Genomic DNA, 25,398 nt, shown 5'->3' with positions numbered 1-25,398 from the left:
TATCTTCTGATATGTGGTATAAGTTTTTTTCCATATGTTTTTGTTTGGGATTTCTTTTTTATCCTTTGTTAGCAGAGGACAATTTGTTCTGGGAAGACTGTGTTTGGATTGGGATGGAACGAAATGGAAATTTAGGTTTGGAACAGGTTCGTTCTGAAATATTTCCGATCCTGACTCGTGAAAAATGGAAACAATACCTTCCCAAATTAGGAGTTCATTATTTTGGAATTTTCTCAAAAAATCCAGAACAGATCGACCAAGAATACCGAGACGTTCGTTTGCAAATCCAACAGTTATTGTATGATGGAGGAGATACCGAAAGAGAAAAACAAAAATTAGAGATTCGAAGACTGATTCATTCGGAAGAGAAAAAACTCCTTCGAGAAAAAATATTTAAGTCAATTTCTCTTTCTTATCTTTCATTTCAAAAACGACAGTTAGTAGATTTGATCTATCAACTTAGATCAGAACGATATAAACTAGAACAAAAAAAACGAAAAAAAGAATTGGAACTTGGGTTATCTTCAAAAGGGGAATCCGAGTGGCGCAAAGTTTGGGAAGTTGAATTTCAATCAAAACAGATACATTCAGATACAAATAAAAAACTGGCAGTTTTGGAATTACAACAAGCGATGTCACTTGAGCCGAATGTTCGCATTACCCTAGCAGGTGGATTTACAGAACGCATTCGATTGTTTGATCCAAATTCCAAATTATTGGCTCCCAATGAAAACCACCCACTTCGGAAAAAATTGAGACTACAAATTGAGTTAGCAGAACTAGAAGAAGAAAGTTTAGACAATGAATGGAAACCAAAACTAATATTAGGTGGTTATATTGGGAAAAATGGCAATGGAGGTTTCCCGCTTCAAAATGAAATTTATGGACTGAGTGTGGGAGTCCAAGCCAATTTAGGAGGAACAAGTTTTCAGTCCAATACGCAAAATGGGATCCAGTCGGAAGGAAACGGAATCCAAAGAATTCCAGGGTATGGACCGCAGCCAGTTGGTCCTGGTGAAAATTCTTTTCAAAGTGGATCAATTGGTTTATTCGATGATTTGGGTCGAAACAAAAAAATCTTCGATTCAAAAATGAGTTTGTTACAAGCAAAAACTGATTGGAAACAATCGGAGATCGGTTTTTTGAACCAAGTCCAATCGATTGAAATTAAACTAATTGAATTGTATCAAAAATATAACCTCTATTTGGAAAATACAAAATCCAATTTAAACCAACACAGAGCCAAAAGAGAGGAAAGGAACCTTGGATTTATCTCAGAAATTGAATACTTAAAATCAGAAGAAGAAGTATTTGTTAGTTTGGAATCCGTATTGGAGCCTTACTTTCAATACATATCCACTGCTTTGGAACTTGTTTTGTTACTCGGAGATAATCCTTTTGACAATCGTTATTACCGCGTAGAGTCAAAACGCATCCCAAGTGATCTCTCCAGAGTTTTAGAAGACTGGAAAGAATTTCCTGAAAGCGAAAAAAGAAAAATAAACGAACCAATTCAAAAGAAACCTTACCCATTTTTAATGGAGGATTCGTATGAAGCTCGTTAGATGGAATCTGTTGTTTTTATTCGTATCTGTTTTATTTCAATGTTCTTCCAAATTGGGTTCATTTGATGACTGGATTGGAGTTTTGAATTCTAGTGATGCTCCCAAAGTTCTTGTTTTTTCTCCGGCTTCTGATTCCAACAATGTCGAACCAAAAACAAATATTTCTGTTGTATTTAGTAAAGCAATGTCCATCCAGTCTTGCGTATCAGCTTTTTCATTGGACCCACCAGTTCGAGGAAGTTTTGAAACAACGGAACTTTCTTTAAAATATTTTCCAAATACGGAATTGCCATCTGGTGGTTATGTGGTTCGACTCACCAAACAATGTGAAGATAAAACTGGAAAGGATCTGGACCGTGTTTACACCATCCCTTTTCGTGTGGGAGAAAAAGATAATCCTGGTCCACCGATGATAAATTCAATAATGATTTCGACGGGAACAGAATCGGAATGTTTGCTCGGTGGAAGTTTTACCAATATATTATTAGGTGGAACTGAAATTGTTTGTTCCGGGGTTCCTGGTCCTTCACCAATTCAAGTTCAATTTTCAAAACCAATGAACCAAACGGAAGTGGGCCTCGGACTTCGGATTGAGCCTGCCATCTCTTACCGATTGGAATGGGAAAGTCCGACTTTACTAACTGTTTTACCAGACCTCAATTTTTTACCGGAGACTCGGTATCATATTTTATTCCCAGTAGGATTGCATTCATTGGATGGTGCCGAGTTGTCGGAAGTAGTTCGTTCCGATTTTTTTGTTGGCCCAGATTTGAGTGAACCAGAAGTCATTGGTTTTGGATTGGAATCACAAAACTGTGGTTTGGGGATTCAGGAATTAGGATCGATTGCCGGAGGTCGTTGGGATTCAGGATTTTGTTTTTGGAGCCAAGGGCTGCCCATTCTTAGTCCTAATCATTATCATTTTCGCGGGGGAGACACAGGCTTTGGAGGACCAGCTACGAGTTCTGACTGTGCAGATGTAAATACAGATAACTTTCGGATTTTTTTTGATCAGTATATGGATACAACTTCAGTCATCGGAGCAACAAGATTATCGAGAATTTCCCCTCCATCAACAAACATTCGTTTGTCAACTTGGGTTTGGTCTCATTGCCAAACAGAATCCCCGTTTGGTTGTAAACAATTAACTTATTCCTTTGCTGAAAGTGAAGCAAGTTGTAACGGGACTTTGTTTGGAAACATTTCAACCGGTGGCGATTTTAATTTATCTTATTCTGCTCTTGCACCAAACTTTTATCCATATTATGAGTTTCGTTTGGATCCGGATGCAAAATCTATTTCTGGGAAAAGGATGAAAGTTGGTTTTGTCATTCAGGTTGAAGCAAAATGAGGTATGTATTTGTTGCGAGTTGTTTTGTGTGTTTATCTTGTGTTGGAAATACAATGGCTTTCAGGAAGCTTACTTATCCCATACCGAATGGTAAAAAGATCTTGTTTGTTCATTCCGCTTCACCTTGTTTTTACGATAGTTATTCAGAAGAAAAAGAAGTCAGCTTTCAAATACAGGAAGAATTAGAACAGCTAGGTTATTCGGTATTTGTTAGAGAAACAATTTGGAATGAAGTTAGTTCCGACCATTCCAAAGATCCTTTAGGGGACTTCCAAAATCATTTAAAAAGATTACCTACGGAGAATCAGTCGCGGATACAAATTTGGAAAGAACAAGCGGATCAAGTTGGAGCAACTGAAGTTTTGGTTTTACGGTTCGCTTTCCCATTCAAACAAAATCAAAATTCTATAAGAGTGATCTGGTTTGATTTTTCTAAAAGAGAAGTGAGTCGATTCGATTGGATCTGGGACAAAAAAGATCCATTCCCTTTTCGTGATTCTATCCAAAATCTCTAGGAGTCCCGTAATGAAAAATGGATTTATTTTGTTTTCTGTTTTTGTTTTCTTTCGTTGTTCGCAGGTAACTATCCCAGAATCGAATGATCTAAAAGTTCTTTCTGAAGCTTATTTATCTGGTCATTTAACTGTCGTCAGCTCCATTTTGAAGGAGAAAAAGAAAGAACAAAAATTGTTACCTTCAGAAGAGCTACTTTTTTGCAAATCTTTGTTTTATTTGGGTGATTGGAAGGAGTTTTTTGCTCATTGGTCAGAAGTTTCTTATAAAACACCTGAATTGATATTGTTATATTTTAAGGCGGTGCTTGTATCAAAATTTCCTGTCACTATTTCCTCTGAAGATGAATCAAGATTAATTGAGTTACTACCCATTTCACCTGAAGCTTGTTTGTTGTATTTGAAATTAAAGAATACTAAAGATCCAACAAAACAAAAGAAACTTTTTTTGGCCCAATGGAAACAATTCCAAACCCATCTAAATAGATTAGAAAAGGAATTGGGTAAAAAATGAAAATATCTCTTCTGAAAATTCAGCTTAAACAATACCAAAAGCTTCTATTGAAAACGTTAAAAGAGAGATTTAAGGGATTCTATCTATCTCCTTTTTTCTTCCTTACTCTTTATTTTATACTCTACGGAGTTCATTGTTTCTGGAATTGGGATGAGTTTATGAGTAACAATCGCAATTTAGAAATGGATGCGATAAGCTCAGGGAAACAAGTTTCTCTTTGGAGTTTGTATCCATTTCAAATTGTTAGTGTAATTTTTGTTAGCGTATTGTATTTGCTCCTTTCTATTTCGATCAACTTTCTTTTTTCTTTCTTCAAGAGAACAAAAGAAACATTTCGCAACAATTTGGGAAAGTTAATGAAGAGTCTGATTCATCAATTTTTTTTCTTTGTCTGTCTCCTGTTTTTAGGAAACCAAATTTTAGGTCATTTCCTGGGTTCTAATTTTTATTCCACATTGGTAGTAGTATTTTGGACAACGTTGTTTATATTGTTTCTTATTAATAATGGGGAACTATACAAACGGTTGTTTGTTTCTAGTGACCAATTTGTAACTTTTCTGTCTCGTTGTTTGGGTTATTTAAATCCAATCTTATTTGTCTTTTTTGTTTTGATCTTGGCAAATGTATGAAAGGGAATTTTAGACATTTACTAAAAGTATGGCTCTGGAAATTAATTTTTCTGGTAATTTCGTTTTCTGTTTTGTCGATTCTCTATACATACTTTTCAACACCCGCTATTCGTCTCCGATTCCCCTTTTTGGCTTCATTTCTATACTTTCCCAATCAATTGGGAAAACCCAATGATATTTCTGTTATGGGCTCACCAAATCAAAATTTGGTGTTCAAAAAACCAAGAGTTTTAGAGGAAAATAAGGTTTTGGAATACCCTTCTGTTGTGGAGCCAACTAAAGAAATTCAATTGCATAGCAAACAAACTGGAAGAGTCAAAAAGATACTAGTAGAGGAGGGGGACTTTGTTAAGGAAGGCCAAATTCTTTTAGAGGTAGATGATGAATTGATTCGATTGGAGGGGGAAAGATTAAGTTTATCTGCTGATATCGCAAAATCTCAAGTGGCAATTGCTTTTGAAAAATGGAAACATGCAGAGAAACAAGTGGAAACTAAACTTAGAGAGATCGATAAAAAAACGGAATGGATTGAACTTGCGGAAAAAGAGCTGGCGTTAGCCCGAGATATAAAAGAAAAAAAAATAATCCTTTGGAGACAAGGTTTTTTATCTCTCTCCGAGTTGGAGAAAATAAAACAAGAAGAAGAGTCTAAACAAACACAGTATAACAATTTATTGCGAGATCGGGAAAATCTGCTATCTGGTGTTTATTTAGGATTGGAATCAGGAGAGATTCGTTTTGAGGAAAAGTTAAAGGTCTGGAGAGAAAAAAATACCTCTATCGAACGTTCTGAGTATGAATTGAGTTTGGCTCATTTAAAAATCATTCAAAACCAAATGGAGTCAAATAAGCAATTGTTAGCCGATACTCGTTTGCGAACTCCGAAATCTGGAAAAATATTAAAAATTCAGACAAAAGAAGGGGAGTTAACAAACCAAATTCCTGCAATTATTTTAATTGAGAAGGGGGAGCTTTCAGCTGGGTTCCAAATTCCTGAATCTGATTTGATTCATTTTTCTCCAGGGAAATCAGTAGTTTTTTTGCCTTCACAAACCAATTTACCATCAATCAGAGGTAAGGTGGAAAGGGTAGGAGGTTTTTTGGAAGCAAGGTCTCATAGTATTGGTATCAAAGTTCGTTTGGAACAAAATCATAAAATGATTCTGCCTGGTATGTTCGGGCTTTCGCAAGTGAAACTAGATGAGGTTAGCAAAAAAATTTTGATCCCTGCATCTTCTCTTCACGGAGATGAAACAAATGGTTTTTTTGTGAACGTAAAAAATGGACAAAAGGTAGAAAAACGTTTTATACAGTATAAACCCTATTTGTTAAATGAATTAGAAATACTTTCTGGTCTTTCTTCTGAGGATGAAGTAGAATTTAGTCTAGTTTTATGAAGATTGAAAGTTATATTCTTTCTTTATACAAACACAAAAAATTATATTTTGTTATCAGTTTATCGATTGTCATTGCCGCTTTTTTTAGAATTCCAGAATTGGAAATTTGGTTATTACCGAAATTAACACCCTCTCGGTATTTTGTTGTCACTGAGTATCCGAATCATTCGGCTGAAGATACAGACATGATGGTGAGTTTACCAATTTCAGAAATGGTCTCTGCTGTAAAGTCTGTGGATCGAATACGCACAATTTCTGAACACAGTAAGTCAATTGTGGAAATTGATCTACAATTTGGTGCTTCTATTCGTGATTTTAAAGAAGAATTATACCAAACAATTTTAGAAATGAAAGATAAACTGCCATTAGGTGTCGGTATTTCACGTTTGGTTCAAGGAGAAATAAATGATCGCCCGTTTCTTGAGATTATTATCCCGAATGAAACAATCGATGGTCTTAAGAATTTCAATTTTCGTTTAAAACAATTGGTGTTCCAATTGGAACGAATCCCTGGTGTTACGGAAGTTCGAGTTGTAGGAAACAGAAATAAAATTTCTATTATTTCCATAAATCCCCAGACTTTTGATTTGTTTCCGATTAACATCCGTGATTTGGAATTGCAACTCCAAGCAGGGATTCGCCACGGATCACTGGGGGTGGTGGAAGAATACAGAAAAGAAACTGAATTGAAATTTTCTCCAGAAGTTCTTTCTCACCAAAATCTTTTTGAATTTCCCATTCATTTAGGAAACGGAAGTTCCGTAGGGCTTGGTCGACTAGCAACAATCTACGAATCAGATTCTCCAGGTGAAAAACTAACACGATTGAACGGAAAAAGCTCAATTTATCTCGCAGTCTTTACTGATCCTTTTTCAAATCCATTGCGGTTATCTTCAGAAGTTAAAACAAAACTAAGAAGTTTAGATTCCGTAATCCATTCAGAAATTTTTTTTGATGGATCGAATGAACTTGAGGATCAAATCAAACAAAGTAGTTTTAATATAATTTGGGGATTGGGATTCGCATTCCTCTTTTCATTCCTTTTATACCGTAGTTGGGTTCCGGCTATGATTTTACTTATATCAGTTTTATTTTCATTGGTTTTCTTTTTTCATTTAATTTTGTTTTTTTCAATTTCAATTAACTTACTTAGTTTAGGTGGGATTTCGGTTGGAATTGGAATGTTATTTGATGCCAGTAACCTGATTGTATTTTCCATACGAAAAAATTTAATACTGGGGTTATCGAATCTAGAGGCTGTTACAAAGGGAATTCGTTCTGTTTTGGTGTCACTAGTTTCCTCTTCACTCACTACCATCGTTGTTTTTATCCCTCTTCTATTATTCCCCATGAAATGGAAAGAATTCTTTTTCGATTCTGGAGTCTGCATAGCTCTTTTGGTTTTTTGTTCATTGATCTCTTCCATTTTGATTGTTCCATTGTTTTCCATTTCTTTAGCAGAATCATTAAAGTTGGAACCTAAAAGTTTCGAAAGAGAACAATCTATATTTGCAATTTATAATAAAACGTATTTTTTGTTTTCTAAGATGAATGTTAGGTTGGGTACGTTCATTTTTATTATCATATCATCTCTCTATTTGTTGGCGTTTGGACCTAGATGGAAAATTTTTCCAGACCAAGTTTCGGTAGGTAATCGATTGCAAATGATTCCTTGGAATCATTTGAGTTTAGAAGAAGAACTTTTGTTTGTCGAAGATTTGGAAAAGAAATTAAGAACATTCGATCCATCTCTTTCTATTTTTCTCTCGCCATTAAATGTTTATGATACAAGGAATCAGCATCCTAAAAAAGCAATTGCAATTGAATGGAAATTTTTTGGGACAAAGAATGAAAAAGAATTAGAAAGATTGATTTCTAATGAACTTTTGGGATCAAGATGGGATTGGCAATGGGGGCCTATCAACTCACAACTTAAAACAGCATTGCCTTTCATTCCTGTTGACTCGGTAGTTTTTCTTCATGATCAATGGGAAGAGTTAAACAAAATTGTTAGGGATTTCCAAACTCAGTTAAAATCTAATGGGTTTGTTGGGAAGTTTGATTTTTTGCCAAAAGAAATTCGATTAGAAGAGTGGACTAGAAATCAGATCCCGACTCCGGACTGGAATCCAAATGAAGAAGACTTAAAACAAAAATTTTTATACGAACAAATACCTAAGTATTTAGGAACTATTGGCGAAACAAACAAATCAGATTTATATCTTGGTTTCGATTCCTTTCTTTCAAACCATACAAACGCAAACGATATTTCTAAAATTAGTTTTAAAACAAAAACCAATGATACAACGTTCCTTAGTTCTCTTTTTAAATCAAAACCAAGGGGGAGTTGGAATCAGTTTCGCCGTGAATCTGGATTGTTTTCTGTCGAATGGGTTGGTCAAGCGATAGACTTTGATCTTAAAAAATTAGATCCAAAAGGCCATTTATCTTTGCTAAAAGTTTCGGCAAGCGATGAAATCAAAAAGTTTTATTTGGTTCTTGCGGTCCTTTTATTAATTTCCTTTGTTTTTATTTATTTAGCCCTTGTGGGAATTTACGAATCATTTTGGATCCCATTTTTTTATCTTTCTATCTCCTGCTTCTACATTTTGGTTACGATCGTTTTTGTTTTTTGTTTATTTTCGGAATTTCATCTAGGGCATTATATCGGTCTCGTTGTTTTACTTGGATTGTCTATTGATAGTATTTCTTTATTTGCGGAAAGGTGGATAGAGGTTCCCAAAAATGAAATGGGTTCCGAAAAGCGAGAACACGTTCTTCGTTGGTTGTTCCGGCCAATTTTATTAAACTCAGGAACTACGATGATGGGTCTTTTTCCTGTCATTCTCTTTGAAGGCCCTGGTTCTGATTTTTCAGAATCAATCGCAAGCACGATGTTTGTTGGCATCTTTCTTTCTTTATTTTTTGTTTTTTATGTTTATCCGGCTTTGTTTGTTAAGTTTTGGGACAATAAACCATGATGGCAAATTTAATTCAAAATTACCGGTATCGTATTTTGGCCATAGTTTTGTTTTTTAGTTTACTATCTGTTTTGCAATTAAGTTACATATTGTTAGGTGCAGAATCCTTTTTGCAGTCCTCGGAATCCATTCAAATTACGATCCAATGGCCCGGTAAAACAGCTTTACAAGTGGAAGAAGGAATCACTAAACCTTGGGAACAACTTTTAAAAGGAATTTCTGGTTACAAAGAAATTGAATCCATCTCAGAACGAGGAAGTTCCCAGATCCATTTGGAATTAGAAGAAGGTATAAAAAAAGATGTTATTGTCTCTGCGATTCGAAATGAATATCTTTTGCAGAGACAAAGGTTCCCTGTTGATTCACTTTCTCCTAAAATCCAAGTAAAAAAGTCAGAAGATCAGTATATTGTTATATTGCAAAAGATATCAAAAAACTCTGACCGCAGTCACAAGGGTTTGGAAAGCCAAATTCGAAATATCGCAGGGGTTTCCTCTTTTGTTCATCATCCGGGGTCTGAAAAAGAAGTGGTTTTGGAAATTCAACCCGACCGGATACAAAGTTTTGAATTTCCCTCACTGTCCGTTGTTTATGATGCCATTCGAAATTACAACTTTGGGTTTTATTATGATTTAGGAGAGGGTTTGTGGTTCCAAAAAGATTTCCCGCTCAAGCCAAGTGATTGGTCAAATTTAGGTATCCCTTCGCGGTCTGGAGAAGGTCTTTTGGTTTCTTCTTTTGGTTCCGTATCATTGAGAGATAAAAAATCTCATCATGGAACAAGAATCAATGGATTACAATCTGAAACGATATTGATTAACGCAGAGAATGGAACTTCTTTGTATCATATAACTAGAGAACTAAACACTTTATTATCTAATCATAAAGATTGGATTTTGTTATACACAAGTTACCAAGATTTTTTTTCTGATTTGTATCGGTTTTTCTTTCTATTTTTTTTGTTAGATTTGGTTTTAGTTCTGACTCCTATTTTGTTCCCGATAGAAACGAAACCAATTCTATATAATTTGTTATCATTTTATACAACCTCTCTTCTTTTTTTAGGTATTTGTTCTTTTTTCTCGTTTTCGATTTGCCGATCTACGTTGTTTCTATTTTTAGTTTGGAAATTCTTTTTGGTTTTATTCCCAGTTAGAAAAATTGGGAAATGGACCCTCTCAGTTCTTGTTTCCGTTTTGATACTTTGGATTTTTGTTTTTTTCAATTGGATCCCTAAAACCTTAGGTATATTTTCTTTGGTTCATTTATATTTTTTTATATTTGTTCCTTTTCTGAAAACTCTCTTTCAATCCTTTTCGAAAAAATCGATTTTGTCTTTTTCTTTGTTCGCTCGGAGAAAAAAATATCCAAATAAACAAAGGACTAAGTTGGGGGACCAAAATTCACAGAAAAAGAGCAGTCTATTCCTTGCCGTCATACTTCTGATCATTAGCATTTCATTTTCTTTGGTTTCTAGTTTAGAACTTACGCCGGTTACGACTTATTACGGTACTGTTCAGATTGGAAGATTAGAATTTCCCACTTCATTACCGGAAAAAGAGTCAATACGAATCACCAAACAGGTAGAAAACGAAATACTCTCGAGAAAAATAACTGATCTTTTGATTCTCAAACAAAATCCTTCGAGTTCCGTTTTTTATTTTCGATTAAACGAGTTAGGTGGAATAAACGGTTTTAAAAATCTTCCAACAGAATCAGGATATTTTCATTTTTTTGGAGAGGCGGAACCAAATGCAGATCGAAAAATTCGATTTTCAAATGCAAATACGGAAATTTTAGAAAAAAAAATAATTTCCATCCTCCCTTGGTTGCGGACAAAAAAAGAAATTGAAGAAGTTGTTTTGTGTTTTCAGCCTTCAACCGAAGGATGGGATATTCATTCTTCTGCTAAGTATAGTAACTTGTTAGGTTTCGATTTGAATGATTCACTAAGAGAAAGATCATTGGATTTACAATCATCGATTGTTGGAAAAATGGTTTTAGATAAAAAGATAACAGATATTCGTTTTTTAGTAGAACCGGATAAAAAATTAGATCGTTATCCCCAAAGGCCAACAAAAATGGCATCAGGCATTCCCGTTTTTACGGAGTCGTTTACAAATTATCAAACTATCAATAATCAAGGAAGGATCTATCGTAAGAATGGAGAAACAAGTTTAGAAATTTTGGTGAAGGGAAAATTCATTGATTGGGAGGAGCTGGAATTTAAAATTCGAAATTTTTTGGGAAATGATATCGTTCAGTTATCGGAAACTGTTCCCAAAAAAGAATCATTACCAAAATACAGACCTGTTTTTGTCCTTATAATTTCAATTTTGTTATTATATCGAAAGAAAAATAACCTATTCTGGCTTTTCCCTTGTGTTTGCTTTTTGTTTCTTTGGCGAATCAATGTTATTTTGTTAGGTGGAGATTATTTTCTTTTTGGAACTACAATTTTATTTTTGTCTTTTTTGCTTCTTTGGATCCCACGCTCCTCCTTACATTGGGATCTTTTGATTTCTTTTTTCTTTTTGTTTGGTTTGTCGTATTTTCTCCCGGGTGATGGGGGAAGATTTTTTATGGGAGGATTCCTCCTTATCTCAGTTTTCTTTCTTTTCTATTTAAAAATGTTACAAAAGTGGAAAATAATGAAAACCAAATTTATTTTTTGATACCTAAGAGAGCTGAGGTTCTCTATGATTTCAAAATCCTCTTTTTGCTCTTTTTTTATTTTTTTAACTAGTTTTCTCGCTTTTACTTATGCCGTTGTTGGGCAATCAATTTTAGAAAGTTGGACTCCTCCAACTTACCAATCTTCTGCTTATTCTGAACTTTATGGAAATGTTTACTTTTCCAATTCTATCGATGAATGGGAATCAAGAGTTCATGAAGTTTTGTATTTGTCAATGGGGCAGTGGGAAGAAAATGCAAATCGAATCATTGAACAAATTCTTTCAGAAGAAAAGGGAGAAGACAGTTTTGTATCGAATGAAGGTTATCTTGATGAAAGAAGAAGGTCTCTTTTTTCAGAAATTTCAGTTTTTTATTCTGCATGGGAAAGGGATTTGATTAATGATTATTTTGATAATCGAAATGTTTTTTTAGAGAAAATAGAAACAGGTAAAGTGGATGTTTTGTATTTTAATCGAATTGGACAGGAATCATTGTATGAAGATTTTACTGCTGAAGAACTTGCAGTTGCAGAAAGCAGAAACCAAATTTTAGAATCGGCAAAAGAGTGGGAGTTTCAATGGGACAAAACAAGGCAGGAGGGTTTGGATTCTTTTGCTAATTCTATTTCGCAACTCGAAACAGATTACCAATTATATGTTCAATCTTTGTCCGATACAGAAAATAAGTTTTTAGAAAATTTAAATGCAATTAACTCATATAAAGATACAGTTAAGGTTGCTGTACGTGAAATTGTATCTCAGTTAAAAACAGGTTTGGAGGCTTCATGTTCTGTGTCTACAGGCTGCCAATATAAAAATTATGACGGAACTTATAATGATGCAGGTAAGTTATTTTCCAAGTTTATTGGGGATCTTTCCCTTCAGTTGAACCAGCCTGAAATTGATCCAGATTCTATTCTAACATCTATTTCGACGCAAATTAGGGATTTTTTATCTGATGAATCAAATAAGGCATTTTCTGAATATTCTATATTTAAAGATCAGATTTATACTTACCAAACAGGATTTCAAATTCAGCTGAATCAATCAAAATCTAACTTTGATCTGGCCGGAGCTGAATGGAGGATCCGTAATCAAACTTACCATGACCTTTCTTCTGCATATACATACGAAAACTGGCTGACTGGCGGAGGTGGGGAAGTTGGAATATTTTCGGAAGTTTATGATCTTGAGATGCGCGGAATCTTTCAGTCGATTCATCACTCTGATTTTGGTCGATTGATATCAATCATTAATAGTCGGTTAGGCGAAGGACGACGGGTGCAATCTTTGGTGTCGGCCAATTTGTATACTGATGCCTATCATTTTGTTAATAATCAAAAAATTGGGGATTTTTACGTCCCTTTTGATCAGCCAACTTATACTCGCGGTAATTTGTTGTTAGATGGAAAAAATAAATATGGTTATTGGACTGCCGACCGTTATTTAACAATCCTTACACCAGGAACCGTTAGTTTTCAAATGGGAGCTGTTGGTTATTCAGTTCTTTATGAAATGTACGATGAAAATTCCTCTCAAACTTCGTTGTATTGGAAAGATAATTATTCTCAGTTAGATGGACAATCGAACCATTTTCAGAAAAATCTGTTACCTGCTGTATCGCATTGGGAAACAAAGGTAAAAGAATATTCAAATCGTTATGAAGATTGGAAAGAAAATAAAAACAATCTTCTTGTTGAAGCGAGCGCAAATTTAGAATCCAATCGGTTAGAAATCGAACGTTCAAAGGAAGTTTGGTTAAAGAGTTTAGATGAGGAAAAACATGATGGATTGAAATCCTGGGCAGAGTTATACGAATCCGCTGATTTGAGAACTAATCCTACTCCATCTATTTCTGCTTGGAAACCTAATCTTAAAAAGGAAGAATTCTCTGTAGCGAATTTACTGGAATTTCAATCCTTAGCAAATTTTGGAGAACCTACAGAGGGAATCCAAATTGGTGGGAATGGGTTATTGCAAGAATTTCATAAAACGATTACGGGGGTGGGTCAATACGCTTCTTTGTTACAAATGAATCGTGACTTAGAACAAATTCAAAGTTTAGAACAAAAAAAACTAATTAACCAAATGTCCTATTCGATCCAATGGGAGTCGTTAGGTGGTCGTGAGTTGAAAAAAGAAGAAAGGATTTTGCTCGGTTATCATGATACTTCTCAATTGAGCGAGGCTGAACAAAATCGGTTTGGCTCTTGTTATGAAAATCCTAATGCAGAAATATGTAAAAACTTATTGAAGAAAGAATACGATGTGACAATCGACAGCAAAAATGGAGTCGTTACTTTAAAAAAAGAAATTTATAATGGCTTACTTGCTGGTAAAAACGCTGAAGGTCAATACAATGCAGGGAAAACTGAGGAAATTCGTCAGGTTCAGTTATCTTCCATTGGGAAACTCAACGTTGCCAGTGGGAATAGTTTTTTTACTCCATGGAGTGAGGAAGATTGGTCTATACTCTTTCAAAAGAAAGCGGATACAACACAATCATTTTTGACAAACTCACTCCAGAAAGATAAACATTCCATTAACTCAAATATTAATTCTATTCAAGAAAAAGATAACCGAAATAAGGATTTATTTTTAGCAAGGAAGGAAAGTCAAGAGAATCAAGACTCCTTAGTTCAGGAGTTAGCAGTTGCTTATTTTACTGGAGGAATTGGAGGTGTGAAAGCATCTTTGAAAGGAAAGTTAGATTCGGCAATTAATAGTGAATTGGCAAAGGCTTGGATCACTGCAACAGGAGGAAGTGAGTCAGATATTCAAACTGCGACAATGGTGATTGATTTTATGAGAGGACGTATTGATGCTAAAAAAATCCAATCGCGAAACCAATTTGTTTCTTTGAAAAATCCAATACAAGCCATCGAATCCATTACTGCAAAAACTATGACTTCTAGCTTAAACGTTTTGGACAAAGTTACTTTGGGCCAATCTACAATGATTTTAAATGCATCCTTAGCTCCTCATTTAGGGGTGTTTAAAAATTTGATTGGGGAGAGGCAGTATAATAAAATTAACGACCAAATGGTAGGTCCAGAAAAAAGACTTAGTGAAATTAAAGAAAATGAACAGATGTTAGTTAAGAATGGCGTTTCGATGGCACTATCACAAAGTACGGGAATACCTGCTGAAGCTATATCTAAAATGTTAGGTGATAAATATAACCAGATCAAATCAAAACAAGCAAATAAGGCAATGGCAAAAAATCCCATTATGGATATTGGTTCGCAAATGGTCGGTGCCTTTGGTGGGATAGTCAAAACTGCCGTTGTTGCATTTGGTACAAGGGAAGATGAAATTCAATCTATAATGGAAGATACTAATGGAGTATTGAATGCGGGAAGTTTAAATCAAAATGCTTCCACAAGTACAAGTTTTGGTTATACTTTGCAAGCATTTGGTATGCAAGCAGGTTGGACAAAATACCAAAGTCAATATTTAAATTTAAGAGATTCAAAGGCAGTTGTCGAAGAACTTGGACAAAAAGCACTCGCAAAAGAATTAGCAAAATCGATGGGTGTTGATGAAAGTGCCATAAGTCAAATTGTCGGTTCAACTTATTCTACTTACCAAAAACAAAAATCAGATAAAAAGGCCAGATCAAATGCTGTTAGACAGACTGTTGTCAATGCAGCATCGATAGCGCTTACACTAGGTGCCAGTGGTATGTTAACGGGAGTTAATTCCGCACTTTCATCTATCGGAAAGGCAATCAGTAGTATTTCTAATGGATTATTACCTGCCACAACACAAATAGGACAAGCTGTCGCCTCCACATTCGTGCAAACGATCGCAGGCAGCCACGAAGGTCCCAGGGGAGCATTGGCTGGGTTCACCAATGGTGTGTTAGGAGGAATTTCTCAAGGGATGGGGAAAATTCAATCTGGATATTTTAAGGGGATGGTTCCTGGAGTTGGTATTACATATTCTGATAAAAATGGTTGGGGAGGATCTTTAGGAATTGGAAATACAATTAGCAATGTAAGTTTAAGTTTTTCTGAAAAGGGAAATACCACCTTACAAACTTCTAAATCCCTAGGTGGAGGGGTGCAATTGGCCGCAGATGTGACAACAAATGGTGCTGCCAATGTTGGATTTAATTATAATCCTACCGGAAAAGGTACTCGGACAGATTGGAATTATTCTATGATGTATGATTTGAATGGTGGTGGGTTTAGCGGAAGTATTGGGTATACAGATCCCAATTCAAAACTTGGTTTAAAGTCTTCTATTGATAAGAATGGTATCTCCACCTCATCAGAGTTACAAGGGGTTACTTTGGGAACTAATTCTGAAGATGGATTCGAAATGTCAGAAATGAATTTTGCCGAACAGAATATCAATGCAGCCCAGGATGTTAGTGGTTCTGGTGACCTTGAAACTCTATCGTTACAGGAAAACGATTCTGATCTTTTTTCTGACTTTGCAACGGCAGCTGGTACTATGGGAACTTTATTGTTAAGTGGGATTGGTTTAGGTTTGGGTTTGCGAAGTCGTTTCAATGGTGGTCTTAGTCGTTCTATTTCTGTTGGTTCTGATTCGGGATCAGTTGCCATCGGAGCATCTTTTGGAAATACTTTTTTGGAAATTCTAACGAATCCTTTAAAGAGTGGGGTCCTTCGTTTTGGGGAAGTGGTATCAAGATTTGTCGGTGGATTTACCAAAGAAAAAAATACCTATGACAAAAAGAATCTTAGCCCAGATGAGAAACAAAAAACGCAAAGTGAACAGATTAAAAAGATCGAAGCCAGTATAATTGATGATTATACAAAAGATAGTCGTATCGATACGGAAAAAAAACTTTATGAATTACGTAAAGCCGGAGTAGATACAACAGAAATTGAGGCAAAGTTAAAAAAACTTAGAGGAGGGAAAGATGTTCCAATCCCCGCTAAGACTGAAAAAGAACTAAAGGAATACATCCGGTTACGAGAAGGTAGTTCTTTGTATCCCTTTCATCCAGAAACAACGATCTTAGTTTCTTCTACAGAGGCACTGGCAGGAATTAATCTGAACCATGATCCTAAAAAAGAAACAAATGCTGCCTATTTGAAGCGATTGGGGAAAGAAATTTCAGAGGCTTCCAAAAATGTAGATCTTTCTACCAAGGAACTGATCACCGAACACGCAGTGAATGTAGCAAAGTTATTAGGGAAATCTCTGAAAGGAAAAGTTTCTTATGAGCAATATAAAATAATCGATGGAAAAAAAGATGTATCTGCTGTAAATCCGGTAGATGCAAATGGATTTCGCGCCGTGGATGGTCTCGATTGCATTCGGTTCATCGGAGCAGTCTTAAATGCCTCTGGAATTACCACTAATGGAAGTTTTGCGAATTTAAACACTGAACTATACCAGATGCCAGATGAAATGAAAAATATGGATTTAGAATATGACAATCGAAATGCACATTATAACGGGGTGGAATACTTTCGCCAAGCATCTAACTTTATGACTTTGGTATCGGATCGCATTACGACAAGCAAGGATTTGGCTCAACACAAAGCCAATTTTCAAACGAAAGAATTAAATGTGGGACTAATTGGTATCACTAGGGCAAATGAAAACTTACCAGATAGCAAGATTTCAGCGGTAAAATCAGACCATGTATATATGATTACTGACAAACGATTTAATCAAGAGTTAGGGATTTTTGAGTATCAAATTGCAGAATCACGGGGGAAAGTCGGTGTAAGTAATCCTTGGATACGATCTGAATCAAATCAGGCGCTGGAATTAAGTTTAAGGTCAGCTTTAAAAACTAAGAATCTTTCTAAACAAGAGATAAATAGTTACATAAAAGATGTATTAAAATCCTCCGAAGAATCTAGTTATTTAAGACGTTCGGAATTTTATGAATTAAAACCGCAATTTAGAAAAGAGGTTTCAAATGAAGTATGAGGGTATATTATTAATAATCCTTTTTGCAAATACTACCTTTTGTAAAAAGGAAGAGCTTGTTTTTAAGCAAGAAAATCCATTTTATATAAATTCATCGGAAACTTGTAACTTAAGTAAAACAAGTAGCGAATTTCCTTGCATACAAAAAAAAGAAGATTTGGCATGTCATGCAATATTTAAAAAGGCAGAATCTTTCAATATAGATCAAATTTTTAGGAACACGAAATGGACAAGTCCTGATCTCGAGTCAACGTTTAATTACTACTTCAATAATCAAAATAATATGTCCATTTTAGAAGGTGGACCATCAAGAAACATTAGTGATTTTATTAAGATAGGGAATGGTAAAATTTATCAAGAAAACAGAAATTGGATTTATGAGCAATATTGTGATTATGAAAAATGTGAAGAACTCAAGCTTTTGATTGAATACGTTGGTTGTTCTGTAAGTTATTCCGATAATAGTAACAAACACCGATTATTTTTGACGATAGGGAATCGATATTATGATCAATACGACGATCCAAATAAAAGAAAGTTTCTATCGATTGTTCTTGAAGAACCTGTAAAACCCCAAATCCGAAACGGATTCGAACTCTACTTAGTTCCTCCCCCTCCTAAATAAATCTTAATATTCGTAGATCCTTGCGCCAGCGATTGAAGCGAAAATCCTTTCGCTTGGCGAAAGATTGCAGCGGAAAGCGCGGTCGATTGGACGTAGGAGTTCGGTGCACCAAACCAGTGCGAGGCGCACAAACTTCTAAACTTTCCATATGTAAACAAAATCGGTTCGGTCAGCCCAAGGAAGTTCGAATTCTATTTTGCGTAATTTGATTTCGCCGGCTCGTAAATATTCGCGAATACCTCTGTCGCGAAAGATGGTTTCACTAAAGGAAATTTCTCCAGAATTGGTTACGGACTGAAGTTTCGCAGTGTAGTTGACTGTATTCCCAAAATAATCAATGTTACTGTTAAGGTTCACTGCCAAACAATTCCCTGAATGAATTGAAATTCGTATTCTTACTGGTGTGTGTTTGTTTTCGGGGTGAAACCATTCCTGCATTTCTTTTGCGGCCTTTAATGCTTGTAAGGGGGAAGAAAAACTGGCCATTACTGCATCTCCGATGGTTTTGACTACAACACCGCGGAAGTTTTGGATGATTTGGTTGGTTTTGATAAAGTGTTCACGTACTTGTAAAAAAGCACCATGGTCACCTTCCGATTCATAAAACTTTGTAGAGCCAACGATATCTGTGAAAAGAATTGTTTTGATACCGATGTCGAGTTGTAGATTTGTGGCGATGGCTTCTTCGGAAAATAAGTCTCGAAATTCTTGGTAATCAAATATTTCCGATGGTCTTAGGCTTGTTTGGTCTTCACTTCTTTCTTCTAATACAATCGTAATATCATCTTCTGATTCGTTTTCAAAAACGAGGTTTGGTTTTGGCGAAACTTTGATTTCTTCCTCTTTTGTTTCAGGTAACCACAAAATATCTGTTTGTTGGTTGTTTGGTTTGATGTCTACTAAACGATATTTTTTCTCTCCTTTTTTTCTAAGTCTGAAGATTCCTGAGCCAATCAATAAATTGGAAGAGAATGATTTTTTACCTCCAATTTTTTTTGTAAGGAGAATATGTTGTTTTGTTGCAGGCTCTGCTGCACAATACATCTGTTTTTCGATGATTCGAATTCCGGGATGTAGATGAAAAGTTACCTCTATGGAATTGACACCTGTTGTATCAAAATCAATTTCGCAAACTTCACATTGGTCTTTGGAAGGGATGTCGCTGAGACGAGAAAGGGAGGTCCTTGCTCCACGGCAATGCGGGCATACGATGTCCCAACTGAGAGTAAATAATCCAAGTCGACAGCCGTGTAAAAAAAGAAATAAAACTTCGTCGGGATCTAAGTTTAAGTTTCGGCTAACTTCTTTTATACGGATTCTATAAAGTTCATTATCTGATGCTGATTTGATCCAATCAAAAATTGAAGCCACTGTGTCTTTTGAAATTCCTAGTTGTACCAATCGGTCTTTTTCTTGGTCTAGTTTTTCCTGATGAATCCATTGAGCATCAGGTGCAAAAGAAGTTTCTTTTCCAGGTTTGGTAACTTTTTGGTGTTTGCCTTTTTTAATTTCTTCGGCAATTTCATTTAGAGATTTGTGAAAATCTTCTCCCATTTTGGGCATTACGAATTCTAAAAGTTTCCGCATAAAAAAGTTTCTCGGAATCCAGCCAAAGTAAACATAAACTCTACTTCTAGATTCACCCAGAGGTTCTAAAAATATTTTTCCTCTAATGTAGTGTCCAAAACCTTTTGTATAAATCCTTGCATGAAAGATTTCTTTTAGATATTCCCATTCCCAAGGGACTTCTTCCCATTCAAATGAAAAACCTGCCACTTTGGTTTTCCCTATTAGTTTCCCGTTGACTTCTTTATAATCAAATCGTGGCATTCCCATTCTTTTGTTTAGAGAAGAGGTGTCAATGAGGTGGGGCCACATTTCTTCTCTGGTAACAGGAAGGTCGATTTCCCAGAGATAGTCCATTGGCTTCGCAAGTGATTTCCATTTGTCTTCCCAAGGATATTTTTGAAGTAAAGATTGTAAATCGATCATAGTGGTTTTAGGATGAGAATAGCCTTTCCTCCATTTCCTTTGACTGTTACTTCACCATCTGTTTCAGAAATTTTTTCTGCATTGGAAAGTACAACCTGTACACCATTGGGGTAAACGAATCTAGGAACCTTGATGATACAAGGCGCATTAATAGAGAGGTCAGATAACCATTCAAAATAAAATTCTCTGTTTTCTAAATTATATTTCATTTTGATCGGAGTGCCTTGGATGGAAGCTGCATATGGTCGACAGAATCCCTCGATGGCCCGCCCACCACCTCCATAAACATCTGGATCGGATCCCGGGATGATTTGGTCTTTGGAAAATATACTGAGGTCTTCTTGGTTCCAACCATCACCTACCATTAGATCGTTTTCATTTGATGCTGTGTAGTTCCAAAGTGTATTGGATAAAAATAGTTGGTCCATTGCATTATACATTGCATCAAGGGCCATCACATGGCGTTTCCAAATTTTTGGAGAATGATTCCCTTTTTTCCATTCTCTGTATGCTTTCCCACCTTGTAAGTCAAATGGAATTCCAAATTCTCCAATTAGACTTGGAATTTTTCCAGGAACCGAGTTTGCTGTATTTTTAATTCTCGTTAGTTGGCGTACATACATTCCCTCTATTCCTGACTTACCGAACACCGGCCGTTTCGTGAGTGTATCAATTGCAACTGGATATAAAAATGTTTTGAATAAAAGGGTGAGGATATCATACCAATGGGCTGCATTTACGGCAAGTTTGGGAACTTCTCCATTGAGATGAGGATTTGTGAATGCATCTGACGCTTCCCTTTCGATAAAAACCATCCAGTCGCTTCGAATTTCTTGGATGGTTTCACCAACTGTACGCATAAAAGGAATAAGATAATCGGCATCAAAGTCAACAGTTCGTCCATTTACCTTTTGGAAAAAATCATTTTTTTCGATAAATGGAGTTCCATCTTTCGTGATTGTATAAGCTCCCTCTAATTGGAAAGGGTCGTCAGGAGAGTCTGGCAACCAAATTGAAACTTGATTTTCATTCACCGTGACTGTTTTTGTTGGAACAAATCCACCTTTCCAAACTTTTAAAGTGAGGTATGGCAAATCAATTGAATGTCCATGAGAAGAAAACAATGCATCAATGGGAGACCATCCAAGTCCTGGTTTGGATGGATCTTCCTCGGTATTTTTTAAACCACGATCATTCATGGCCCGACCTATAAAACCTTTTCCTGGCTCGTTTAAAGAATCAAAACCCAATACAAAGTCAAAACCTTTGACCCGTTCTGCAATTTGTTTCATACATCCTAAGTAATGACCTTGTAAATAATCTTGAACATTTTTTCCGTTAATAAGAAAGTTCGGTGCAAAATCCCTTCCGCCAAAAAATAAAGTCCAAAGAATCCCATTCCCGGCATAACGGTAGTTTTGTGACCAGCACATGGTGGGATAATTTTCTTCCTGACGAATCCCAGGGTTTGTGTAGTCATACGCTCTTTGCATGACTAAGCTTGCATCAGCTTCGGAAAGCTTGCGAAAATCGATGCCAAGTTTTTCAAAGATCCAACCGGGGGCACCATCACCTCCCGTCATACGGGACCAGACGTCTTGGTGGAAATCAATAAATACATAAAAACCATATTCACCCGCCAAACGGACGATTTCTGTAAAATAATCTAAGTAATCATGATCATACTCATTCGGACCTTTGTGTTCCACTGCTTCCCAGGTGGTTAATAATCGAAGTGTATTAAACCCCCATCTTTGGAGTCTCGTAAAGTGAATCTCTGCTTCTGAAAGTGGAAATGGCCTTCCAATAAAACTAACTTCTCTATGGTCGGAAAAATCTGAGGGAAACTGTGTCCCTCCATTGGGATAAGGAACCTTTGTATCTCCACCTAAGTTGACTCCGCGCAAAATTACTTTTCTGCCATTTTGATCTATAAACCATTCGCCTTGGGGTGAGAGTTTTTTTTGTGCCATTGATTTATCCTTCTTTCTTCAAATCCGTTTTATTTTTTTCAGACTCGGCATAGAGGTTGAGATAACCGAGTAAAAAGTAAAATACAATTAGAACTTCATCATCTTGAAAATAACATTGTAAAAGTCCAGAAAAGAAAAACCCAACAAGTCCATATGTCATAAACCTAATTTTTTTAGGAATGTTCCCATTCAGTAAGGTATACAGTATGATACCAAATAACATAAGATAAAGAATTCCCTGCGGACCACCAAAGACAGCAGTTAAGTGAAAGTAATCATTATGGGCATGTCCCCTTTGTGTGACCTCATAAAAAAAGCTGAGTTCCTTGTTTTCTTTTTCTTTTTCTTTTCTTGAGAATTCTATTTCATTTTGGTAGTTCCCAGATCCAATGCCGAAAATAGGATTTTTTTCGATTAACGGAAATGTGGAATCCCAAATAAAAGTTCTCCCCGAGTCAGTATGTTTTTCCCCACCAAACAATGGATCTACGACTCGTTTGACGGCGTTTGTGCTTTTGTATCCTACAAAAACGCAAACGAATATCAAAAGGGTAAAAACTCCAATGCGTTTAAGCATTTTCTTAGAGATATCTTTATCGATAAAAACAAGAATATAGATCCCAAAAATTACACTGACTAATGCTCCGAGTAGGGATGATCTAGCGTTGTTAAATAAAAAAACTATGGATACTAACAAAAGCAATATGGCGTTTGTAGAAATTTTAGTTATAGATTCTTTTTTATACCAAGAATCATACAAACGAAATACGAATCCAGGAAAAATGAAGGCGAGTAGTCCCCCAAAGGTGAGGTGGGTGTTCATAAGGCCAATTGGAAGATAAATGTTAATGTTCGTGATTTTACCGTAATGGTGTTGGTAGGGCCAAGATGCAGAAGTTTTGTATAAGTCTGAAATTAATCTGGAGAGCCTTGTCATCGAGAATATAGACACAAATCCTGTGATTACTATCACTAAAGCAAAAATAAAAAATGTTTTGTATAGGAATTGTCTGTCTTCTGGTTTGATTCCCTGGACGGAGACAAATGCAGTGACAAGGAAAATGTCCTTCATTTCATCACGAAACGCATGTTTAATGGAAAGTAAGTCGAAACCCGATCCTGCGAAATGATACAAAACGGTTACAATTTGCCAGGCGTAAAACAGGAAGAGAATTTTTACCAATTGACTTTTGAATTTTGGTTTTTCGGGGAGAAAGAGAAAAAAAACAAATGAGAGGAGTAAGAAAAGTTGGCTTAATGAAACGGAAAGTGCACAGGAAATGATGGACAAGGCGAGAAAAGAACGATAGATTCGGTAAAACATAACTTTGGATGAGACTAATGCTTTTCTCCAATTTGTAAAGAGGTAACAGTTGCGAGTCTTATATTTTTCCGATACTTTTTTGCCAAAAACCGATGGAGTCGCAGTTTCCATAAAGAATTTTTCTGAACTTTTAGCTCTCCGTGGCCATGAGTTTTGTATTTGTGCGCCCAAATATGGAGATGGGGACTTTGATCGGATGACAGATAAAATCCAGGTAGTCCGATTTCGCTCAGGATATCTCCCTAGTTACCCTGATATCAAGGTAGTTTTACCCTCACCAGGAAAAATCAAACGTGTCATCGAAGATTTTAAACCAGACCTCATCCATATACATACACCAGGCCTTCTCGGGTTATATGCTGTTAATGCTGCAGAACGATTTGGAATTCCCACAATAGGAACCTATCACACTTTAATGGCGGAACAGGAAATGTATGTTTCTTTTTACCGTTTGTTTAAACTTGATAAACTCTTTTTTAAGGCCAATAAGTTCAAAAAAAAACTGAATATTGATGAATTGGACAAAATTGTAAAATTTGATAATTTTAATATTCGTAAAAAAATAATCCTAAAAATTTGTAATGATATATATAACAGATGTGATGTGGTAATTTCGCCAAGTCATCTCATCAAAGAACAACTCATTGAATATGGAATCACTCGACCGATCACAGTGGTATCCAATGGAATGGATTTAAAAAGATTCCAAGGGACTCCTCGGATTTATTCTAGTGGTGATGCTCCTAAGTTTTTGCATGTGGGCAGAATTTCGTATGAAAAAAATTGTGATGTAGTTCTCAATGCATTTAAAACCATTCATGAATATTACCCAAAGGCTACACTCACGATCATTGGAGAAGGTCCTGCCATTCCATCTTTACAAAGACAGGCCGAACATTTGGGCATTCAAGATGCTCTCAGTTTTAAAGGTTTTATTCCCAATGCTGTCTTACATGAAGAGTATCCAAAGTATGATGTATTTTTAACGGCTTCCACAATGGAAACACAAGGGCTTGTTGTATTGGAAGCAATTGCCTGTGGCTTACCTGCAGTGGGAGTGGATGCATTTGCATTACCTGAACTCATACGGCATGGTGAAAACGGATACATTGCTAAGTCTTTTGACGCCAAAGGAATTGCACAAGGAGCACTCGAGATGATTCGTAATCCTGATGAGTATGCAAAGTTTTCTAAAAATTCCATCCAAATTGCATCAGGCCATGAAATGGAAAAATGTGTCGATGCGATGGAAGAAGTATATTCTAAAGTGGTAGAAGCAATGAAGGGTAAGGTCAAAAAATCTAATATCTTTGATTTGTTTTTTGATTTTATGCAATGACAAGTTTTATACCTCTGGGTTTGCGTTCCCTTATTACAGGGTTCGCAATATTATTAACTTTTTACGCATACATTCCTTATATCAAAGGGATTTGGACGGGTACTATTCGTCCCCATGTATTTTCGTGGATCATTTGGGGAGCCACCACCTTTATTGTGTTCTTCGCACAAATTGCTGGGAATGGGGGGATTGGTAGTGCTCCAATTGGTTTTTCGGGAATCATTACCATTTTAGTCGCATGGATCGCATACAAAAAACGTGGTGATATTAAAATTACCAGATTCGATTGGTTTTTCTTCTGCCTTGCAGTTTCTAGTTTGCCGTTTTGGTTTTATTTTTCGGATCCTTTGGCAGCGGTGGTTGTTTTGTCTATCGCTGATATTTTGGGTTTTATTCCGACTTTTCGTAAAGGATATTTCCATCCTAACTCCGAACCAGTGGGTTTTTATCTAATCTTTGTGTTTCGTAATTTTTTGGCTTTGGCCGGACTTGCTGAGTGGAACATAACAACCTTATTGTTCCCAGGATCTGCCGGAATCGCTTGCGTGGTTTTTGTGGTTATGATAAAAATAAGAAAATTAAAACTAGAAATGATATCTTAG

General features: G+C 36.0%; 15 protein-coding genes. 12 read left to right on the top strand and 3 right to left on the bottom strand.

What is annotated here, in order from left to right; translation table 11 throughout:
- Positions 1–11 precede the first annotated feature (11 nt).
- The 10 genes from CLV96_RS06115 to CLV96_RS06070 all read left to right on the top strand — a co-directional run bounded on the left by CLV96_RS06115 (position 12) and on the right by CLV96_RS06070 (position 18,168).
- Positions 12–1,565: a TolC family protein gene (locus tag CLV96_RS06115; RefSeq protein ID WP_243836418.1), complete on the top strand. Its 1,554-nt coding sequence runs from the start codon at positions 12–14 to the stop codon at positions 1,563–1,565.
- Between the two features lie 10 nt (positions 1,566–1,575).
- Positions 1,576–2,916, top strand: coding sequence for an Ig-like domain-containing domain (locus tag CLV96_RS06110; RefSeq protein ID WP_004786297.1), 1,341 nt, complete (start codon positions 1,576–1,578; stop codon positions 2,914–2,916).
- Positions 2,917–2,969: 53 nt separating this feature from the next.
- On the top strand, positions 2,970–3,431 hold the full coding sequence (locus CLV96_RS06105; protein WP_004784770.1) for a hypothetical protein: 462 nt from the start codon (positions 2,970–2,972) through the stop codon (positions 3,429–3,431).
- Between the two features lie 10 nt (positions 3,432–3,441).
- A complete protein-coding gene (locus tag CLV96_RS06100) occupies positions 3,442–3,942 on the top strand; it encodes a hypothetical protein (RefSeq protein WP_004785831.1) in 501 nt (166 codons plus the stop codon).
- Between the two features lie 158 nt (positions 3,943–4,100).
- Complete coding sequence (locus CLV96_RS06095) at positions 4,101–4,571, top strand: hypothetical protein (protein WP_243836417.1); 471 nt, start codon at positions 4,101–4,103, stop codon at positions 4,569–4,571.
- 128 nt (positions 4,572–4,699) lie between these two features.
- Positions 4,700–5,968: an efflux RND transporter periplasmic adaptor subunit gene (locus CLV96_RS06090; protein WP_004787729.1), complete on the top strand. Its 1,269-nt coding sequence runs from the start codon at positions 4,700–4,702 to the stop codon at positions 5,966–5,968.
- A complete protein-coding gene (locus CLV96_RS06085) occupies positions 5,965–8,949 on the top strand; it encodes an efflux RND transporter permease subunit (protein WP_004786755.1) in 2,985 nt (994 codons plus the stop codon). Before CLV96_RS06090 ends, CLV96_RS06085 begins: the two co-directional genes overlap by 4 nt.
- A complete protein-coding gene (locus tag CLV96_RS06080) occupies positions 8,946–11,624 on the top strand; it encodes an efflux RND transporter permease subunit (protein ID WP_004786554.1) in 2,679 nt (892 codons plus the stop codon). The genes CLV96_RS06085 and CLV96_RS06080 overlap by 4 nt, the downstream gene beginning before the upstream one ends.
- A 24-nt stretch (positions 11,625–11,648) precedes the next feature.
- Entirely contained in the window at positions 11,649–17,543 is a 5,895-nt protein-coding gene (locus CLV96_RS06075) for a TIGR04388 family protein (RefSeq protein WP_004787312.1), read from the top strand.
- Positions 17,533–18,168, top strand: coding sequence for a hypothetical protein (locus CLV96_RS06070; RefSeq protein WP_004784331.1), 636 nt, complete (start codon positions 17,533–17,535; stop codon positions 18,166–18,168). Before CLV96_RS06075 ends, CLV96_RS06070 begins: the two co-directional genes overlap by 11 nt.
- Positions 18,169–18,303: 135 nt before the next feature.
- On the opposite strand, the gene CLV96_RS06065 is transcribed toward CLV96_RS06070, so the two are convergent.
- From CLV96_RS06065 to CLV96_RS06055, 3 genes are read right to left on the bottom strand one after another with little or no spacing between them, the layout of a single operon-like run.
- Entirely contained in the window at positions 18,304–20,160 is a 1,857-nt protein-coding gene (locus CLV96_RS06065) for an adenylate/guanylate cyclase domain-containing protein (RefSeq protein ID WP_004787444.1), read from the bottom strand.
- Positions 20,157–22,133 (bottom strand): glycoside hydrolase family 5 protein, encoded by a 1,977-nt coding sequence (locus CLV96_RS06060; protein WP_004784183.1) that lies wholly within the window; start codon positions 22,131–22,133, stop codon positions 20,157–20,159. Before CLV96_RS06060 ends, CLV96_RS06065 begins: the two co-directional genes overlap by 4 nt.
- A gap of 4 nt (positions 22,134–22,137) precedes the next feature.
- Positions 22,138–23,457 (bottom strand): O-antigen ligase family protein, encoded by a 1,320-nt coding sequence (locus tag CLV96_RS06055; RefSeq protein WP_004785381.1) that lies wholly within the window; start codon positions 23,455–23,457, stop codon positions 22,138–22,140.
- 49 nt (positions 23,458–23,506) lie between these two features.
- Here CLV96_RS06055 and CLV96_RS06050 point away from each other — a divergent pair, with 49 nt between their 5' ends.
- Both CLV96_RS06050 and CLV96_RS06045 read left to right on the top strand, forming a co-directional pair.
- Positions 23,507–24,796 carry a glycosyltransferase gene (locus CLV96_RS06050; RefSeq protein ID WP_004787697.1) on the top strand — a complete coding sequence of 430 codons (1,290 nt, stop codon included), beginning with the start codon at positions 23,507–23,509 and terminating at the stop codon, positions 24,794–24,796.
- Positions 24,793–25,398: a hypothetical protein gene (locus CLV96_RS06045; protein WP_004785184.1), complete on the top strand. Its 606-nt coding sequence runs from the start codon at positions 24,793–24,795 to the stop codon at positions 25,396–25,398. The genes CLV96_RS06050 and CLV96_RS06045 overlap by 4 nt, the downstream gene beginning before the upstream one ends.

Source organism: Leptospira meyeri, assembly GCF_004368965.1.
Taxonomy (GTDB): domain Bacteria; phylum Spirochaetota; class Leptospiria; order Leptospirales; family Leptospiraceae; genus Leptospira_A; species Leptospira_A meyeri.
Note: the sequence above shows the minus strand (reverse complement) of the source record. Positions and strands in the feature narration are given on the sequence as shown.

Excerpts from the sequence above, each read along its gene's own strand:
- CLV96_RS06065 (WP_004787444.1), bottom strand. The coding sequence starts at position 20,160 with ATGATCGATTTACAATCTTTACTTCAAAAATATCCTTGGGAAGACAAA.
- CLV96_RS06105 (WP_004784770.1), top strand. The coding sequence starts at position 2,970 with ATGGCTTTCAGGAAGCTTACTTATCCCATACCGAATGGTAAAAAGATC.
- CLV96_RS06075 (WP_004787312.1), top strand. The coding sequence starts at position 11,649 with ATGATTTCAAAATCCTCTTTTTGCTCTTTTTTTATTTTTTTAACTAGT.
- CLV96_RS06115 (WP_243836418.1), top strand. The coding sequence starts at position 12 with ATGTGGTATAAGTTTTTTTCCATATGTTTTTGTTTGGGATTTCTTTTT.
- CLV96_RS06045 (WP_004785184.1), top strand. The coding sequence starts at position 24,793 with ATGACAAGTTTTATACCTCTGGGTTTGCGTTCCCTTATTACAGGGTTC.
- CLV96_RS06060 (WP_004784183.1), bottom strand. The coding sequence starts at position 22,133 with ATGGCACAAAAAAAACTCTCACCCCAAGGCGAATGGTTTATAGATCAA.
- CLV96_RS06080 (WP_004786554.1), top strand. The coding sequence starts at position 8,946 with ATGATGGCAAATTTAATTCAAAATTACCGGTATCGTATTTTGGCCATA.
- CLV96_RS06085 (WP_004786755.1), top strand. The coding sequence starts at position 5,965 with ATGAAGATTGAAAGTTATATTCTTTCTTTATACAAACACAAAAAATTA.
- CLV96_RS06055 (WP_004785381.1), bottom strand. The coding sequence starts at position 23,457 with ATGTTTTACCGAATCTATCGTTCTTTTCTCGCCTTGTCCATCATTTCC.
- CLV96_RS06095 (WP_243836417.1), top strand. The coding sequence starts at position 4,101 with ATGAGTAACAATCGCAATTTAGAAATGGATGCGATAAGCTCAGGGAAA.
- CLV96_RS06070 (WP_004784331.1), top strand. The coding sequence starts at position 17,533 with ATGAAGTATGAGGGTATATTATTAATAATCCTTTTTGCAAATACTACC.
- CLV96_RS06100 (WP_004785831.1), top strand. The coding sequence starts at position 3,442 with ATGAAAAATGGATTTATTTTGTTTTCTGTTTTTGTTTTCTTTCGTTGT.